This is a genomic window from Kitasatospora sp. NPDC058032 (assembly GCF_042885845.1).
GTDB lineage: Bacteria > Actinomycetota > Actinomycetes > Streptomycetales > Streptomycetaceae > Kitasatospora.
In genome coordinates this window covers 67,109-83,016 of sequence record NZ_JBHVRK010000010.1, presented here as the reverse complement: position 1 = coordinate 83,016, position 15,908 = coordinate 67,109, and the positions used below count along the sequence as shown (strand labels likewise).

The 15,908-nt window shown below is 75.8% G+C and carries 13 protein-coding genes and 1 other RNA gene; 8 read left to right on the top strand and 6 right to left on the bottom strand.

Annotated features, from left to right (window positions below; genetic code table 11):
- Positions 1-68 precede the first annotated feature (68 nt).
- Positions 69-326 carry a Prokaryotic metallothionein gene (locus ACFVUH_RS18115; RefSeq protein ID WP_355361978.1) on the top strand — a complete coding sequence of 86 codons (258 nt, stop codon included), beginning with the start codon at positions 69-71 and terminating at the stop codon, positions 324-326.
- 66 nt (positions 327-392) lie between these two features.
- Here the strand turns inward: ACFVUH_RS18115 and rnpB are convergent.
- Both rnpB and ACFVUH_RS18105 read right to left on the bottom strand, forming a co-directional pair.
- Positions 393-791: RNase P RNA component class A (rnpB, locus tag ACFVUH_RS18110), an RNA gene on the bottom strand.
- A 13-nt stretch (positions 792-804) separates the two neighbouring features.
- Positions 805-2,286 carry an MFS transporter gene (locus tag ACFVUH_RS18105; protein ID WP_387914456.1) on the bottom strand — a complete coding sequence of 494 codons (1,482 nt, stop codon included), beginning with the start codon at positions 2,284-2,286 and terminating at the stop codon, positions 805-807.
- Between the two features lie 285 nt (positions 2,287-2,571).
- On the opposite strand from ACFVUH_RS18105, the gene yaaA reads away from it, so the two are divergent.
- Entirely contained in the window at positions 2,572-3,357 is a 786-nt protein-coding gene (gene yaaA / locus ACFVUH_RS18100; protein WP_355361980.1) for a peroxide stress protein YaaA, read from the top strand.
- A gap of 94 nt (positions 3,358-3,451) precedes the next feature.
- Here the strand turns inward: yaaA and ACFVUH_RS18095 are convergent, their stop codons facing one another.
- From ACFVUH_RS18095 to ACFVUH_RS18085, 3 genes are read right to left on the bottom strand one after another with little or no spacing between them, the layout of a single operon-like run.
- Positions 3,452-4,621: a bifunctional RNase H/acid phosphatase gene (locus ACFVUH_RS18095; RefSeq protein WP_387914237.1), complete on the bottom strand. Its 1,170-nt coding sequence runs from the start codon at positions 4,619-4,621 to the stop codon at positions 3,452-3,454.
- Between the two features lie 4 nt (positions 4,622-4,625).
- The gene (locus ACFVUH_RS18090; RefSeq protein ID WP_355361984.1) at positions 4,626-5,369 is read right to left on the bottom strand and encodes a C4-type zinc ribbon domain-containing protein; all 744 of its coding nucleotides are present in this window, start codon (positions 5,367-5,369) and stop codon (positions 4,626-4,628) included.
- A 23-nt stretch (positions 5,370-5,392) separates the two neighbouring features.
- Complete coding sequence (locus tag ACFVUH_RS18085) at positions 5,393-6,229, bottom strand: Nif3-like dinuclear metal center hexameric protein (RefSeq protein WP_387914236.1); 837 nt, start codon at positions 6,227-6,229, stop codon at positions 5,393-5,395.
- A 916-nt stretch (positions 6,230-7,145) separates the two neighbouring features.
- On the opposite strand from ACFVUH_RS18085, the gene ACFVUH_RS18080 reads away from it, so the two are divergent.
- Both ACFVUH_RS18080 and ACFVUH_RS18075 read left to right on the top strand, forming a co-directional pair.
- Positions 7,146-9,161 carry an alpha/beta fold hydrolase gene (locus ACFVUH_RS18080; protein WP_387914235.1) on the top strand — a complete coding sequence of 672 codons (2,016 nt, stop codon included), beginning with the start codon at positions 7,146-7,148 and terminating at the stop codon, positions 9,159-9,161.
- A 302-nt stretch (positions 9,162-9,463) separates the two neighbouring features.
- Entirely contained in the window at positions 9,464-9,637 is a 174-nt protein-coding gene (locus ACFVUH_RS18075) for a hypothetical protein (RefSeq protein WP_355361990.1), read from the top strand.
- A 68-nt stretch (positions 9,638-9,705) separates the two neighbouring features.
- Here the strand turns inward: ACFVUH_RS18075 and ACFVUH_RS18070 are convergent, their stop codons facing one another.
- Positions 9,706-10,806: an alcohol dehydrogenase catalytic domain-containing protein gene (locus ACFVUH_RS18070; protein WP_387914233.1), complete on the bottom strand. Its 1,101-nt coding sequence runs from the start codon at positions 10,804-10,806 to the stop codon at positions 9,706-9,708.
- Positions 10,807-10,965: 159 nt separating this feature from the next.
- Between ACFVUH_RS18070 and ACFVUH_RS18065 the strand changes: the two genes are divergently transcribed.
- The 4 genes from ACFVUH_RS18065 to ACFVUH_RS18050 all read left to right on the top strand — a co-directional run bounded on the left by ACFVUH_RS18065 (position 10,966) and on the right by ACFVUH_RS18050 (position 15,876).
- Positions 10,966-12,339, top strand: a complete 1,374-nt coding sequence (locus ACFVUH_RS18065) for a M48 family metalloprotease (protein WP_387914232.1) — start codon at positions 10,966-10,968, stop codon at positions 12,337-12,339.
- 223 nt (positions 12,340-12,562) lie between these two features.
- Entirely contained in the window at positions 12,563-13,222 is a 660-nt protein-coding gene (locus ACFVUH_RS18060) for a class I SAM-dependent methyltransferase (protein ID WP_355361996.1), read from the top strand.
- Between the two features lie 232 nt (positions 13,223-13,454).
- Entirely contained in the window at positions 13,455-14,741 is a 1,287-nt protein-coding gene (locus ACFVUH_RS18055; protein WP_387914231.1) for a hypothetical protein, read from the top strand.
- A 103-nt stretch (positions 14,742-14,844) separates the two neighbouring features.
- Entirely contained in the window at positions 14,845-15,876 is a 1,032-nt protein-coding gene (locus ACFVUH_RS18050; protein WP_387914455.1) for an N-acetylmuramoyl-L-alanine amidase, read from the top strand.
- The last annotated feature ends 32 nt before the right edge of the window (positions 15,877-15,908 follow it).

The following is a 15,908-nucleotide window of genomic DNA, read 5'->3' as shown; positions in this document are numbered from 1 at the left end:
CTCGGAGACTGGAGGGACCGGGCAGCCGGCCCGGTCCCTCCCCCGCGCCCGGAAGGAAGTACGCCGCCATGGCCATCTGCATCACCTGCGGCAACGACTACTGGCTCGCCTTCGAGATCAAGACGGTCACCGGCGACGTCTACACCTTCGACAGCTTCGAGTGCGCGATGGAGAAGCTCGCGCCGCACTGCGAGCAGTGCAACGTCCGGATCGTCGGCCACGGCGTCGAAGTGGCCGGCATGTTCTTCTGCGGCGCCCACTGCGCCCGCGTCAACGGCGGGCTCGGCGCCCAGGTCCGCGACGCCGTCGGCACCCACCCGGGCTGACCCGGTCGTCGCGGTACGAAAAAACCCCCTGACCGGGCGGTTTGCCCGGTCGAAGGGGGAAGGGGGCGGAAGAGTCGGCCTGTACGCCGGGTTCTGTCACCCGGGCTGCTCGCGCGGCCCGGGGAGACGGCCATCCATCTAGGGCTGCCGTTGCCGACAGCCTCGTGCGGTCCACCCGCGGACTCGGGCGAGCAGCCCTCAAGCATCCGCGCACGGCGCCGTGAGGCACCGATCTTGACCTTGCTCCAGGTGGGGTTTACCGAGCCGGCCGGGTCACCCCGGTCGCTGGTGGTCTCTTACACCACCGTTTCACCCTTACCCGTCGCCGAAGCGGCGGGCGGTCTGTTTTCTGTGGCACTGTCCCGCGGGTCACCCCGGGTGGGCGTTACCCACCACCCTGCTCTGTGGAGCCCGGACGTTCCTCGGCGGGTCCTGAGGACCCGTCGCGACCGCCCGGCCGGCTCTTCCGCCGTAGTGGTCATGGTAGCCGCTCGGGCGGGGCCTCCCGAACCCCGGGGCGGGTCAGCGGCGGGTCGCCGCCGAGGCGGGCGGCGACCCGGGTGGCGGTGGCGGTGCCCCAGGCGGAGGTGGTGACCAGGCCGAGCAGCCCGATCGTGGCGCCCAGGCCCGCGACGATGTACCAGCCCGCGTGGCTGGCCGGGGCGAAACCGGAGGCGACCGTGCCGACCACCGCCGAGGTGACCACGGTGCCGATCACCGCGACGCCGAGCGACTGGCCGACCTGCCGGCTGGTGGAGGCGACGGCCGCCGCCACCCCCGCCTGGGCGCGCGGCATGCCGGAGACGGCGGCGTTGGTGATCGGCGCGTTCACGAAGCCGAAGCCGAAGCCGAACAGTCCGTACGCGGCCAGCAACAGGCCCGGCGGGGAGTCCGCGGCCAGCCGGGTGAGCAGCAGGCCGCTGGCGACCAGGCCGAGGCCGGCCAGCACCAGCGGCACCCGTGGGCCGCGGGCGCCGACGATCCGGCCCGAGAGCGGCGCGCAGACCAGCATCATCCCGGCCATCGGCAGCGTCCACAGGCCGGCCTCCACGGGGCTGTAGCCGCGGACGTCCTGCAGGTAGATGGTGTTCAGGAAGAGGAAGCCGCCGAGCGAGGCGAAGGCGCAGACGGCCGTCACGGTGGCGCCGGTGAACGGCGCGCTGCCGAAGAACCGCGGGTCGACCAGCGGCTCGGCCACCCGGCGCTCCCAGAGCGGGAAGGCCACCAGCGCGGCGAGCGCCGCCGCGGCCAGGCCGAGGATCAGCGGGGACGTCCAGCCGTGCGCGGGACCCTCGATGATCGCGCCGGTGCCGCAGCCGAGCAGCACCATCATCAGCAGCTGCCCGACCGGGTCCGGCCGGCGGGCCCGGGGCGCGCGCGACTCGGGGACGTAACGGGAGGTCAGCAGGCAGGCCAGCAGACCGACCGGAACGTTGATCAGGAAGATCGCCGGCCAGCCCGCGGCGTGCACCAGGAAGCCGCCGAGCAGCGGTCCGAGCGCCATCGAGATGCCGACCACGCCGCCCCAGATGCCGATCGCCCGGGCCCGTTCGCGCGGCTCGGTGAAGGTGTTGGTGATGATCGACATCGCCACCGGGTTGAGCATCGAGCCGCCGACCGCCTGCACCGCCCGGAACGCCACCAGCCAGCCCAGGCCTGGCGCCAGGCTGCAGAGCAGCGAGCCAAGCACGAAGACCAGCAGGCCGGTCTGGAACACCCGGCGGCGCCCGATGCGGTCGGCCAGCGAGCCGAACAGCATCAGCAGCGAGGCCAGCACCAGGGTGTAGGCGTCGATGATCCACTGCAGCCCGGAGGCGGGGGCGTCCAGGTCCCGCTGGATCTGCGGGAGAGCGATGTTCACGACGGTGTTGTCGAGCCCGACGATGAACAGGCTCAGGCAGCAGATCGCCAGGATGAGCTGCCGGCGACGCCGCCCGGGATCGGCGGACGGCGGACTCATGGGGGTCGCTTCGCGCACGCGTCGATCCTCCCACCCGGGCGGGCGTCGACGGGCGTCGAAGCGGCCCGTCCGGGTGGCGGGGCCGGCCACCACGAGCCGAGCGCCGGGCCGCGCGCCGGGCCGCGGGCCACGCGGTGTGCCGGGCGGTGTGCCGCGCGCCGGGCGCTTCGGCGTCCGGGCAGCGCGCAGGGCTCGACGGGGTGGGGTGACCAGCCGTTTCCCGGGGCGGGGGCGGGTTGCGTAGGGTGGCGTGGTCGGTGGCCGTGGAGTGTGGAGGAGTCCGTCGTGCTGGTGCTGTTGCCGCCCTCGGAGGGGAAAGCCGCGTCCGGGGACGGCGTGCCGGTGGCGCTCGACGGGCTGTCGCTGCCCGGGCTGACGGCGGCGCGGGCGGAGGTGCTGGAGGCGCTGGTCTCGCTCTGCCGCGGGGACGAGGACGCCGCCGCCGGGGTGCTGGGGCTGAGCCCGGGGCTGCGCGGCGAGGTGGCGCGCAACGCGGGGCTGCCGACGGCGGGGGCGCTCCCGGCCGGGCAGGTGTACACCGGGGTGCTGTTCGACAACCTCGGGCTGGCGACGCTGGACGAGGCCGCGTACGGCCGGGCCGAGCGGAGCCTGCTGGTCTTCTCCGGCCTCTGGGGCGCGGTGCGGATCGGCGACCGGATCCCGCCCTACCGCTGCTCGATGGGTGTGAAACTTCCCGGGCCGGGGGCGCTCGGCGCGTACTGGCGGCGGGCGATGGCCGACGTGCTGCCGGAGGTCGCCGACGGCCTGGTGCTGGACCTGCGCTCCTCCGCCTACGCGGCGGCCTGGAAGCCGGCCGGCGAGGTGATCGCCCGGACGGCGACCGTACGGGTGCTCCAGGAGCGGGACGGCCGGCGGACCGTCGTCAGCCACTTCAACAAGGCCACCAAGGGGCGGCTGGTCCGCGATCTGCTGGCGGCGGGCGCCGAGCCGAAGACGCCGGGTGAGCTGCTGGACGCGCTGACCGGGCTGGGCCACCGGGTGGAGGTCGCCGCCGAGGGCACCGCGCGCAAGCCGTGGCAGCTGGACGTGGTGGTCACCGAGGTGCACTGAGCGGACAGGTGCACGGGCGGGTGCGCGAACAGGTGCACCGGCGGGTACGCGCGCCGGGGGCCGGTCGGATCAGCCGACCGGCCCCCGGCGTTTCTCAGCGCAGGTGCCCGGTGTCGTTGAGCAGCCGCAGCGAGGCGTTGCCGTCGGCGTAGTACTGGACGGCGCAGAGCGAGGCGGCGGACAGCTCCATCCGGTACAGCGCGTCCGGCGGGGCGCCGAGCGCCAGCCGGACCAGCGTCTTGATCGGGCTGACGTGCGAGACCACCAGCACGGTCCGGCCGGGGTGGCGGGCGAGGATCTTGTCCCGGGCCACTCCGACCCGGTGGGTGAGCGTGGCGAAGCTCTCGCCGCCGCCGGTCGGCCGCACCTTGGTGGAGCCGAGCCAGGTGGTGAGGTCGTCCGGATACCGCTCCCGCGCCTCGGCGAAGGTCAGCCCCTCCCAGGCACCGAAGTCGACCTCGCGCAGCCCCTCCTCGTACCGGACCTCCAGGCCCAGCCGGGCGGCGACGGTCTCCGCGGTCTGCCGGGCGCGCCGCATCGGCGAGGCCACCACGGCCTGGACCGAACCGCGCGCGGCGAGCGCCTCGGCGACCCGTTCGGCCTGCCAGCGGCCCTTCTCGGAGAGCTCCGGGTCGGTGCCGCCGCTGCCGGAGAACCGCTTCTCCGGGGTGAGGTGGGTCTCGCCGTGCCGGAGCAGGACGAAGGTGGTCGGGGTGCCGAGGTCCGCCGGGGCCGCCCAGCCCGTCTTGGGCACGGCGGTCTCCAGCGGGGTCTCCGGCGACTCGGTCCCCGGCGGCTCCACGGGGGAGGGCGCGGAGGCGGCCACGGGCCGGGGCTCCCACTGGCGGCCGGCCTTGCCCGCGTCCATCGCCTCGTTGGCGAGCCGGTCGGCGTCCTTGTTCTGCTCGCGCGGGATCCAGGTGTACCGGACCCGCCCGCGCGGGAAGACCTCGCGGGCCTCGGCGGCGAGCGGCTGCATGTCCGGGTGCTTGATCTTCCAGCGGCCGGACATCTGCTCGACGACCAGCTTGGAGTCCATCCGGACGTCCACCGAGGCACCCGGGTCGATCTCCCGGGCCGCGCGCAGCCCGGCGATCAGCCCCTTGTACTCGGCCACGTTGTTGGTCGCGTGCCCGATGAACTCGGCCGCCTCGGCGAGGAGCTGCCCGGTGTCGCCGTCGCGGACCACCGCGCCGTAGCCGGCCGGCCCCGGGTTGCCCCGGGAGCCGCCGTCCGCCTCGACGACGAACCTGCGCGCCGCCACGGACTCAGACGCCGGAGTCGGCGGTGCGGACCAGGATCCGCGAGCAGTTCTCGCAGCGGACCACCTTGTCGGCCGGCTCGGCCTTGATGGAGTTGAGCTCGGTGATCGAGAACTCGGTGCGGCAGCCCTCGCAGCGGCGCTGGTAGAGCCGGGCCGCGCCGACGCCGCCCTGGGTCTCGCGCAGCTTGCTGTAGAGCTTCATGAGGTCGGCCGGGATGACGGCGGCGACGGCCTCGCGGTCGCGCTTGACCTTCTCCGCCTCGGCGTCGATCTCGGCGTACGCGGCGTCCCGGCGGCCCTCGGCCTCGGTCAGCACGACGGTGGAGTGCTCCAGGCGGGCGGACAGCTCGGTGGTGCGGGTCTGGGCGGACTCCAGCCGCTCCATGATCTCCAGCACGACCTCCTCCAGGTCGCCCTGGCGCTTGGCCAGCGACCCGATCTCGTGCTGGAGGTTCTCCAGGTCCCTGGGCGAGGTGATCGCACCGGAGTCCAGGCGCTGCTGGTTGCGGGCGGCCCGGGTACGGACCTGCTCCACGTCCTGCTCGGCCTTGGTGAGCTCGCGGGTGGTGTCACCGTGCTGGGCCTGGGCGGCGACCACCAGGTCCTTGAGGGCGGTGTGGTCGGCGTTGACCTTGTCGATCTCCGCGTGCTCGGGCAGGCTGCGCCGCCGGTGGGCCAGCTGGTCGAGCTTGGAGTCGATGGCCTGGAGGTCGAGCAGGCGGATCTGGTCGGCGGGCGCGGCGTTCAAGCGGAGAGCTCCTGTGAATCGGGTCAGGCGGGGAAGGACATGGGGGCGTGCGCGGTCCACGGGTCGGTGACCGTGCGGGAGACCCGGGTCTCCACGGTCCAGCCGTGCTTCTCGGCGGCGCCGTGCAGCGCCCGCTCGGCCAGCGGCAGCCAGGGCCACTCGGTGGCCCAGTGCGCGGCGTCGACCAGGGCGACCGACGCCGCCTCGGCGGCCTCGGACGCCGGGTGGTGGCGCAGGTCGGCGGTCAGGTAGGCGTCCACGCCCGCCGCGCGCACCTCGGCGAACAGGCTGTCGCCCGAGCCGCCGCACACCGCGACCCGGCTGACCAGGCGGTTCGGGTCGCCGGAGACCCGCACGCCGGCGGCGGTGGCCGGCAGCCCCTTGGCGACGTTCGCGGCGAACGCCGCGAGGGTCAGCGGGGGCTCCAGCAGGCCGATCCGCCCGGTGCCGCGCCGGCCCAGCGGGTCGGTCGGGTCCGGCACCAGCGGTCCGGTGACGCTCAGGCCGACCGCCTCGGCGAGCGCGTCCGAGACGCCCGGGTCGGCGTGGTCGGCGTTGGTGTGCGCCACGTGCAGGGCGATCCCGTTGCGGATCAGGGTGTGCACGACGCGGCCCTTGAAGGTGGTCGCGGCGACGGTGGTGGTGCCGCGCAGATAGAGCGGGTGGTGGGTGACCACCAGGTCGGCCCCCCACTCGACGGCCTCGTCGACGACCGCCTGCACGGGGTCGACGGCGAAGAGCACGCGGCGGACCTCGGCCTGGGGGTCTCCGCAGACCAGGCCGACGGCGTCCCAGGACTCCGCCCACTGCGGCGGGTACAGCTCTTCGAGGGCGGTGATGACGTCGGACAGTTTCGGCACCTGTCGAGACTACCGTGCGCGGGGGTGGCGGCGGTCCGCCCGGTTCGCCGCCACGGCCCGCGCCGGGGCGGTGCCCCTCGGCGGGCGGGGCGTACGGATGCGCGTCAACCCGCGGTACGGCGTGCGCGGGCGGTCGGCGCGGCCCCGTTCGACCGGCGCGCGGGGGCGGTTCGCGCGGGACGGTGGGGCGTACGCCGGGCACACCCGGCCGTTCGCACGAATTCGAAACCGCATCGGGATCACCCTTACGAGTGAAGTGACCGGCTTCGGATTGAGCATCCCTCGCTACCGAAAGTAACTTCTCCTCTGCGAACGGGAGTTGCCCGACCAGGGGGGCCGGGGAGGCGCTCCGCCGGAGGTACGGGCCCGGGTGAGGCAGGACGGACCGGGCCCGCGGCGGACGCGGCCGGGGCGGTGCCGACGGTGTCGGCCGCCGCCGGGGCAGCACACCGGGCAGTTCCGAGGAACCGATGTCAGGCCGTGGCCGCGCGCCCCGGTGCCGGAGCAGTGGGCACCGACGGGGCGCGCCGGCACCAGACGAAGGGATGTGGTGGCGGATGGGGGCGGGCACATCGCTTCGTACGGCCGGGGGAACGGACTCGGCGGGCCACGGGCCGGATGCGGCCGACCGGTGGCCCGAGCTGACGCGGACGGCGCCGGCCGCCGCCGGAGGCCGGGGAGGCGGCGGGGGCGCGCGGGTCGACGGGCAGGTCGACCGGCGGGTCACCGTCGAGGGCTTCTGGTGCACGGCCGGGCCGTCCGCGGGCGACCTCCCCGACGAGGGCTGGAAGCCGCACGTCAGCGCCGCCTCGCCGGCCCGCCGACGGGTCGGTGGCGCGCGGGTCGGCGGCGCGCGAGGGGTACGGGCCGGGGCGGGGGCGCGCGGCGGGTACGGGTCGAGGTCGGGGGTGACGACATGACCGTGGCCACCCGAGCCGCCGCCCAGGCGCTGCGCCGACTCGGCTTCACCTTCGCCGCCGACGGCAACCACGCCGCCTGCCTCGCCTCCGCCGCCGACGGCGGCTGGTACGTGGAGAGTTGGCGCCTCCCACTGGACGGCCCCGCCGTCCCGACCGGCCTGCGACTGCCGGGCAACCGCTTCGAGAGCTTCCGCTCACAACTGGTCGCCCTGCCGGACGGTTCGGTGCTGGTCTGCCGGCACGACGGCGAACGGCAGCAGCTGGTGACACTCCGCCCCGGCACCGACCCGGGCGGTCGACCCGTCACCGTCGAAAGGCCGTTGACCACACTCAGGATGCCCGGCCTGCGCCTGCTGCCGCTCCCGGAGGGCGCGCCGTCCGGCCCCGGCGCACCGGTCGCGGTGGCCCTGGGCAGCGACCCCCGGCCGGCCACCACCGTCTGGCTCGTACGGGCCGACGAATCCGCGCCGCAGCAGGTCGCCGAGATCCCGGGCCTGCACGGCGGCGGCGTCTGGCTGGACCGCACCGGCGCGCTGCTGGCGCTCGACCGGGTGCGCGACGGCCTGGTCCGCACCGTGGTGCTCGACCTGCGCGGCGGCACCGTCACCCCGCTGCTGGAGATCGGCGGGCACAGCAACGACCGGCTGGTGCTGTTCGACCCGGACAGCCGGTTCGCGATGGTGCGCAGCGACGCACCCGGCGCCGACCGGATCGGCTGGGGCGTGCTGGGCGGCGGCGAACCGCTGCGGTTCCCGGAAGCCCTGCACGTCGCGGGCATGTTCCTGCGGCCGGTGGCACTGCGGCCGGACGCGGACGGGCCCCGGGTGGCCGTCCAGGTCGACCACGGCGCGGGCTGCTCGCTCGCCCTGTGGCGGCCGGCCGCCGGACGGCTGGACCCGCTGCCCGTCCCGCCGGGGCGGCTCGGCGCGGTGGGGAGCTGGTCGGCGGGCGGGCTGCGGGTGCCGTACTCGGCGCCCGACCACCCGGCCGCGCTCGCCACCCTGGACGTGGACGCGCTACTGGCGCACGACCCGGCCACCACCGCGGCCGGCCCCGTGCCGGTGCCGCTCCCGCTGCAACTGGCGCCGCTCGGCTCCGGGCTGCCCGGACCGTGGCGGGACACCGTGCCACCCTGGCGGCCCGGCACCGTCGGACGCGCCAACACGTCGGTGCCGCCGCCCGGTTGGCGACTGGACGGATCGGCCGAGCCGGGTGACGGAGGCCGGTGGCGCTCCGCCCAGAGCATCGAACTCGCGGGCCCGGCCGGCCCGCTGGAGGCCGTGGTGTACGGCGGGGACGCCTGGTTGAGCAGTCCGCACCTGGTGCTGGCCCTGCACGGCGGCCCGGCGGACGCCTGGCGGCTGGAGTTCGACCCGGCCCTGCAACGGATGGCGACCGAGGGCCTGGCCGTCCTCGCACCGAACCAACGCGGCTCCACGGGTTACGGGTTGGCGCACGCGATGGCCATCCGGGGCACCTGGGGCGGGCCCGACCTCGACGACGTGCTGCACCTGCTGGAGGCCGTCGCCGGTCAGCGCGCGGCGCTCGGCCTGGAGCCGCCGGCCCTGTTCGGGGTCAGCTACGGCGCGTTCCTCGCCCTGCTCACCGCCGCACACGCTCCGGCCGGCCAGGTGACGCGCTGCGCGGTCGTCGCACCGTTCCTCTCGGGCAGCCGGCTCCTGGCCGAAGCGTCCTCCTCCGTACGGGCGTTGACCACCCGGCTGGGCGGCGGCGAGCCGATCACGGACGCCCGGGGGCCGCGCGACGTGCTCCAGCTGGCGCACCGGATCGGCGCACCGCTGCTGATCGTGCACGGCGACCGCGACGAGGTCGTCCCGGTGAGCCAATCGCGTTCACTGCGCGATGAGTTGCTGCGCATCGGGCGCACGGAGGGAACCGACTTCCGCTACGTCGAGGCGGCGGGCGCCGGACACGAGGTCCTGGCCGAGGAGGGCGGAGCGGTCCTGCACGAGCTGCTCGCCGCCTTCCTGCGCACCGGCCGCCCGGGCTAGCCCCCCCGCCCCTCCCATGCCCGGAGTGGAAAGTCGGCCCCGCCGACTTCGCACTCCGAGCCGCTGTCCACCGGGCCGGACCCGGCCCTGGTCGGGTCGCGCGGCACCGGCGTGTTCGGGACCGTTCGGGGCCGTGCCGTTCCCCGGATGGCCGTCATGATCTCGATAGGATCTCGCCCGGTCCGGCGGTTAGGGTGGCGGCCGGGGTGCGGGCGCGATCACCGGCCATGCCCCGACCACGCCCGCGATGTGCCGGCCGGGCGCCGATACACCTGCACCCTCGCAAGGAAAAGACGATTCTGATGTCCGACACCCTCACCGACACCACCGGACCCGCCAGCGGGACCGACGCCGACGAGACCACGGCCGAGGACACCGCGTCGCACGGCCGCCACCGCGGCCGGTCCGCCGCCGACGACAGCCCCGAGGCCGATCCGCACGGCCGCCACCGTGCCGCCGGGAACGGCCGGGGCTGAGCCCCACCACCCGACGAGGCCCGCCGGAACCCTCCGGCGGGCCTCGTCGTGCACCCGGCGGCGGCCACTCAGCCCAGCGTCACGACCGTGCGCAGCGCCTCGCCGCTGCGCATCTGCGCGAGCGCGTCGTTGACGTCCGCCAGCGCGACCCGGTGGGTGATCATCCCCGCCAGGTCGATCCGCCCGGCCCGCCACAGCTCCACCACCAGCGCGACGGTGCGCGTCAGCGGCGCGCCGCCGTACAGCGAGGGCAGCAGCCGCTTCTCGTTGAAGAACAGCTCGCCCATGCTGAAGCTCGCGAGGTCGTCCTGCGCCCCGGCACCGATCACCACGACGGCGCCGCCGCGCCGGGCCGCTCCGTACCCGGCCCGGACGGTGGCCGAGCGGCCGACCGCCTCGAAGACGTAGTCGAAGCCCCCGCCCGGCAGGCCCTTCGCCACCGCCTTCAGCTCCTCGGGGGCGAGCGCCTCGGTCGCGCCGAAGGCCAGCGCCCGCTCCCGGCGGGAGACCACCGGGTCGACGACGGCGATCCGGCCCGCGCCGCAGACCCGGGCGCCCTGCACGGCCGCGACGCCGACACCGCCCGCGCCGATCACCGCGACCGACGCGCCCGGCTCGACCCGCGCGGTGTGGACGGCCGCGCCGATGCCGGTGGTGACGCCGCAGCCGATCAGCGCGGCCAGGTCGTAGGGGAGGTCGGCGGGCACCGGGAGAACCGCGTCGCGCTCGACCACGACCTCCTCGGCGAAGGTTCCGGTGCCGTAGAAGCCGGACGCCTCGCCGCCTCCGCCCGCGCCGTTCGGGCCCGCGCCGTAGCGGAAGCCGGGCGCGCCGAGCCGCCGCAGGCTGGCCACGCAGAGGTGCGAGCGACCGCGTTCGCAGTGCGTGCACCGGCCGCAGGGCGCCATCCAGCAGAGCACGACGCGGTCGCCGACGGCGATGTCCGTCACGCCCTCACCGACCTCGACGACGTCCCCGGCCCCCTCGTGCCCGGGCACGAACGGCGCGGGCTGGGGCAGGACGCCGCTCATCGCGGACAGGTCGGAGTGGCAGAGACTGGCGGCGCGCAGCCGGACCCGCACCTTGCCGGGGCCGAAGCCCACGGCCTCGACGTCGTCGCGGACGTCGAGCGCCTCCTGGCCGGTCTCGTGCAGGATGGCTGCGCGCATGGGGCTGCTCCCGGGTCCGTCTCGGATCGCTGGTCGGCCGATTCTGACACGGCGTCCGAGGGGCGGGTGGAACGTGTTCCACCATGCCTCCCCGGCCGGTGGAACGCTCCGAACTCCGAGGGTTCCCCATGTCCGTGGCGCCTGGCATGATCATCCGCCGTGCCCAACCCCACCGCTCCCCCACCGTCGTCGGCCGCACTGACGACGGCGTCGGCGCCGGCGCCGTCCGCCTCCGCCGTCCGCCCCCTCTCCTGCCCGACGTGCTCCGGCCCGATCGACCCCGACCCCCGGTTCACCGCCTGGTGCCCGGCGTGCGAGTGGAACCTCGTCCCCCCCGAGGAGGCCGCCGAGGACTGCGCCAAGTCCGCGAAGGAGCTGGCCCGGGAACGGGCCGCGGCCGAGCGGACCGAGCGGCTGTTCGAGGAGGTCGCCGACGGCCGCACCGACACCACCCGACGGGACTGGCTCGCCGCCTCGGCGCTGGCCCTCCCGGTCCACGCGGTCACCGTCGTCGTGGCGGGGGCGGCCGGCTGGCTGCTCGTCACCGGCAACACGACGGTGCGCTGCCTGGGCGCCCTCCTCCTCGCCGTCGCCTTCCTGCTCCGTCCGCGGCTCGGCCGGGTGCCGACCGGCGCGGGCGTGCTGAGCCGGTCCGAGGCCCCCGCGCTGTACGGGCTGGCCGACCGGGTCGCCGCCGAACTCGGGGCGCCGCCGGTCGGGGTGATCCGGATCACCGAGGACTTCAACGCCGGCATGGCGGTGCTCGGGCTGCGCCGGACGTCGGTGCTCACGCTGGGCCTGCCGCTCTGGGAGGCGCTGGACGACGGGCAGCGGCTCGCGCTGCTCGGGCACGAACTCGCCCACCGGGTCAACGGCGACAACCGGCGCGGCCTGTGGCTCGGCTCGGCGATGCGGGCGCTGGCGCACTGGTACGAGCTCACCCGGCCCGCCGACCGGTCCCGGGGAGGGTACGGCGTGATCGCGCTGCTGTCGCTGATCGGGGACTTCCTGGCCAACGCCCTCCTGTACCTTGTCAGCCAACTTCCCTACCGGGCCTACCTGTTGCTCGACCGGCTGACGGCGCGCGCCGGGCAGCAGGCCGAGTACCGGGCCGACGGACTCGGCGCCCGGGTCGCGTCCACCGCGGCGGCGCGCGGGATGCTGGGGGCGCTGCTGCTCGGCCCGGCGACCGCGACGGTGACCATGCGGCTGCGCGCCGAGATCCAGTCGCGGCCCCGCTCCGGCCGGCGGGACGCCGCTCCGCGGCCGGACGTCACCGAGCTCTGGCCGCAGCTGCGCGAGCACCTGGCGGCGATCCCGCCGCTGGAGCGTGAGCGGCTGCTCCGCCGCTCGCGGCGGGACGGCCACACCGTGGACGCCTCGCACCCGCCGACCCACCTGCGGCTGGCGCTCCTCACCCGGCGTGCGACGCTCCCGGCGGCCGTCACCTGCGCGCCGAACGAGGCCGCCGCCATCGCCGCCGAGCTCGCCCCGCACCGCACCCGCATCGCCCGCACTCTCCTCGCCGGCTGACTGCCGCTGCCGCCCGCGGATCAGGAAGTCGGCCGGTCCGACTTCCTGATCCGGGCTCCTCCGCAGCGGGCGGTCGGGAGGCTGAAATACGTCGACCGGTCCACCGATCACGGGGGCTCGGGCAGACAGAGGGGCCCGGGGCACGGGGTGGGGCGGGGGCGTACCGTCGAGTAGGGTCCGACGGCGAGCAGGAACACCAGACCACCCGCCGAGGAGCAGCACCATGTCCGACCTCCTGGAGACCACGCGCCCGCAGCCCGAGGTGCTGGCCGCGTTCGAGGGCGCGACCGGGTTCATGCCCGTCGACGAGGGCCTCGCGCTGTACGCCGCCGCCGTGACCGCCGCGCGCCGGACCGGGCTGCCCGTCCTGGAGATCGGCACCTACTGCGGCCGCTCCGCGATCCTGCTGGCCGCCGCCGCCCGGGAGGCCGGCACCGTGGCGCTGACCGTCGACCACCACCGCGGCTCCGAGGAGCAGCAGCCCGGCTGGGAGTACCACGACCCGACCCTGGTCGACCCGGAGGTCGGCCGGATGGACACCCTCCCCCGGTTCCGCCGCACCCTGCACGCGGCCGGTCTGGAGGAGCACGTGGTCGCCCTGGTCGGCCGCTCGCCGCAGATCGCGGCCCTGTGGGGCGGCCGGCTCGCCCTGGTCTTCATCGACGGGGGCCACACCGACGAGCACGCCACCGGCGACTACGAGGGCTGGGCGCCGCACCTGGCCCCGGAGGGCCTGCTGGTGGTGCACGACGTCTTCCCCGACCCGGCCGACGGCGGCCAGGCGCCGTACCGGGTGTACCTGCGGGCGCTGGCCGAGGGCTTCGAGGAGGTCTCGGTGACCGGGTCGCTGCGCGTCCTGCGCCGCCGCGCCACCACCGGCTGATCCCCGGCCCCGACCGCGCTCCGCCCGCCGCCCCCGCACGGGTGTCCGGAATCGGCCGACCGGCCCCACGGGCGATCACGGATGCTCTAACGTCGTGCCGGGGCTGCCGGGCGGGAGCGCGAACGGTACGGTGTCCGCGCGATCGCGGACGCCCGCGTCGCGGCACGGCCGCATGACACCAGCAGAACATCCGGGCGGAGCGCACCCGGGCCGACCGTGGGGGCCAGCACAGATGACGGACCAGCAGAACACCGCACCGGCGGTCTGGGACCCGACCGCCCGGGGCGGTGCGGGCGGCTGGGTGCGCGGTCCCCAGCAGCCCCCCGCCCCGAGCGCCTCCACCCCTCCCGCCGCACCGCCGACCGCCCCCGCCGGGCCGCCCGCCGACGACGCCCCGACGGCCGTCATCCCGCAGCCGGTGCCGCCGCGGCCCGCCGCACCCGGCTCGCTGCCGCCCCCGACCGCCCCGGCGTTCCCGCAGGCCACCCCGGGCGCCGGCCCGTCCTACGGCGCGCCCCACCACCCGCCGCAGCAGCCGCAGGCCCCGCAGCAGCCCCCGCAGCCGGCCCCGTTCCTGCCCCCGCCCCAGCGGGGCTACGGCGACCAGGCCCCGTACGGGCACCCCGGCCACCCCGCCCACAGCCAGCCCACCCACGGCCAGCCCGGCTACCCGCAGCCCGATTACGCCCAGCCCGACTACCCCCAGCACCCCTATCCTCAGCAGACCTACCCGCAGCACGACTACCCGACCGGCTACGCGGAGCCCGACGACGAGGACGGCGGCGGGGGCAAGCGCGCACCACTGCTGATCGCCTTCGCGCTGCTCTTCGTCCTGGCCCTGGGCGGCGGCATCCTCTGGGCGGTCCGCGACAAGGGTTCCAGCACCGACCAGGCCGGCCCCGCGGCCCCGTCCGCCTCCGTCACGGCCGGCGCCGACGCCTCCGGGAACCCGCCGCCCGCGCCGGCCCCCAACGGCTCCGCCGCTGCGCCGGCCCCGGCCGCCTCCGACACCGCGGCGGCGAGCGCGACGCCCAGCCCCACCGACTCCGCCGGCGGGCCCAACGCGCAGTCCCAGGCGAAGGCGCTGGACGAGCTGCTCAGCCAGGGCGAGAGCGCCAAGGCCCCGATCGGCAACGCGGTCGCCAAGGTGAACAGCTGCCCGGCCAAGCCCGAGATCGACACCGCCGCCCAGGTCTTCGACAGCGGCGCCAAGCAGCGCGACCAGCTGCTCACCAAGCTGGCCACCCTGAGTGTCACCGACCTGCCGGGCGGCGCGGACGCCGTACAGTCGCTGAAGTCCGCCTGGCAACTGTCCGCCGACATCGACCGGGCGTACGCGAGCTGGGCCCGGACCGTCGCCACCCAGGGCTGCTCGGGCACCGCCCCGAACACCGCCGACAAGAAGCGCGCCGACGAGCTCAACCCGCAGGCCACCCAGGCGAAGAAGGACTTCGTGGCGAAGTGGAAGACGATCGCCGACCAGTTCGGACTCACCGCCCGTACCCAGGACCGGATCTGACCCACCCGTGACACGCACCACCCAGCACCCCACCGAGCCCCTCGAACCGACCGAAGCGGCCGGACCTTTCGAAGCGGCCGAACCGGTCGAGCCGGTCGAGCCGATCGACGACGCCACGGCCCTCGGTGACCCCGCGACGGACGACCCCGCGCCCGCCGACCCGCCCCGCCGGGCGGAGCAGGACGGGCCCCGGCCCCGGCGCCGGTCCGCGCTGCTGCGCACGGTGACCGTGGTCGGCGTGCTGGCCCCGCTCGGGGTGGCCGGCTGGCTGGGCTGGCAGGCCGTCGGCAACCCCGACCGGAGCACACCGGACGCCGCACCTCCGGCCGTCGGCCCGGCGAGCACCAGCCCGATCGGCCCCACCGGTACGACCGGCACGACCGGCACCCCGAGCGCGACGGCGTCCACCGCCCCCACCGACCCCGCGTTCCCCGCCCCGCTCCCCGCCGCCCCCGCGGCCACCACCCTGACCGGCCGCACCGTCGTGCTCGACCCGGGCCACAACACCGGGAACTCCGCCCACACCGCCGAGATCAACCGCCAGGTCGACATCGGCAACGCCCGCAAGGAGTGCGACACCACCGGCACCAGCACCAACGCCGGCTACACCGAGGCCGAGTACTCGCTGGACGTGGTCCGCCGGACCCGCGCGCTCCTCGCCGCCCGCGGCGCCACCGTGGTGCTGGTCCACGACGGCGACCGCCCCTGGGGGCCGTGCATCGACGAGCGCGCCCGGATCGGCAACACCGCCCACGCCGACGCGGCGGTCTCCGTCCACGGCGACGGCGGGCCCGCGAACGGCAGCGGCTTCCACGTGATCATGCCCGCCAAGGTGGTCGCCGGAAAGGCGAACACCGCGGCGATCGTCGACCCCTCGCACCGGCTGGGCCTGCTGCTGCGCGAGAACTTCCACGCGGCGACCGGCGAGCCGTACGCCGACTACACCGCGAGCCAGGGCCTGGACACCCGCTCCGACCTGGGCGGGCTCAACCTCTCGACCGTGCCCAAGGTGTTCATCGAGTGCGGTAACATGCGCAACCCGACGGACGCCCGCCGGATGACGGATCCTCAGTGGCGCCAGCAGGCCGCCCAGGGGATCGCCGACGCGCTGACGACCTTCCTCACCACCCGGTAGGAGCCCGCCGGGGTGCGGCGCCCGAGGGCCGG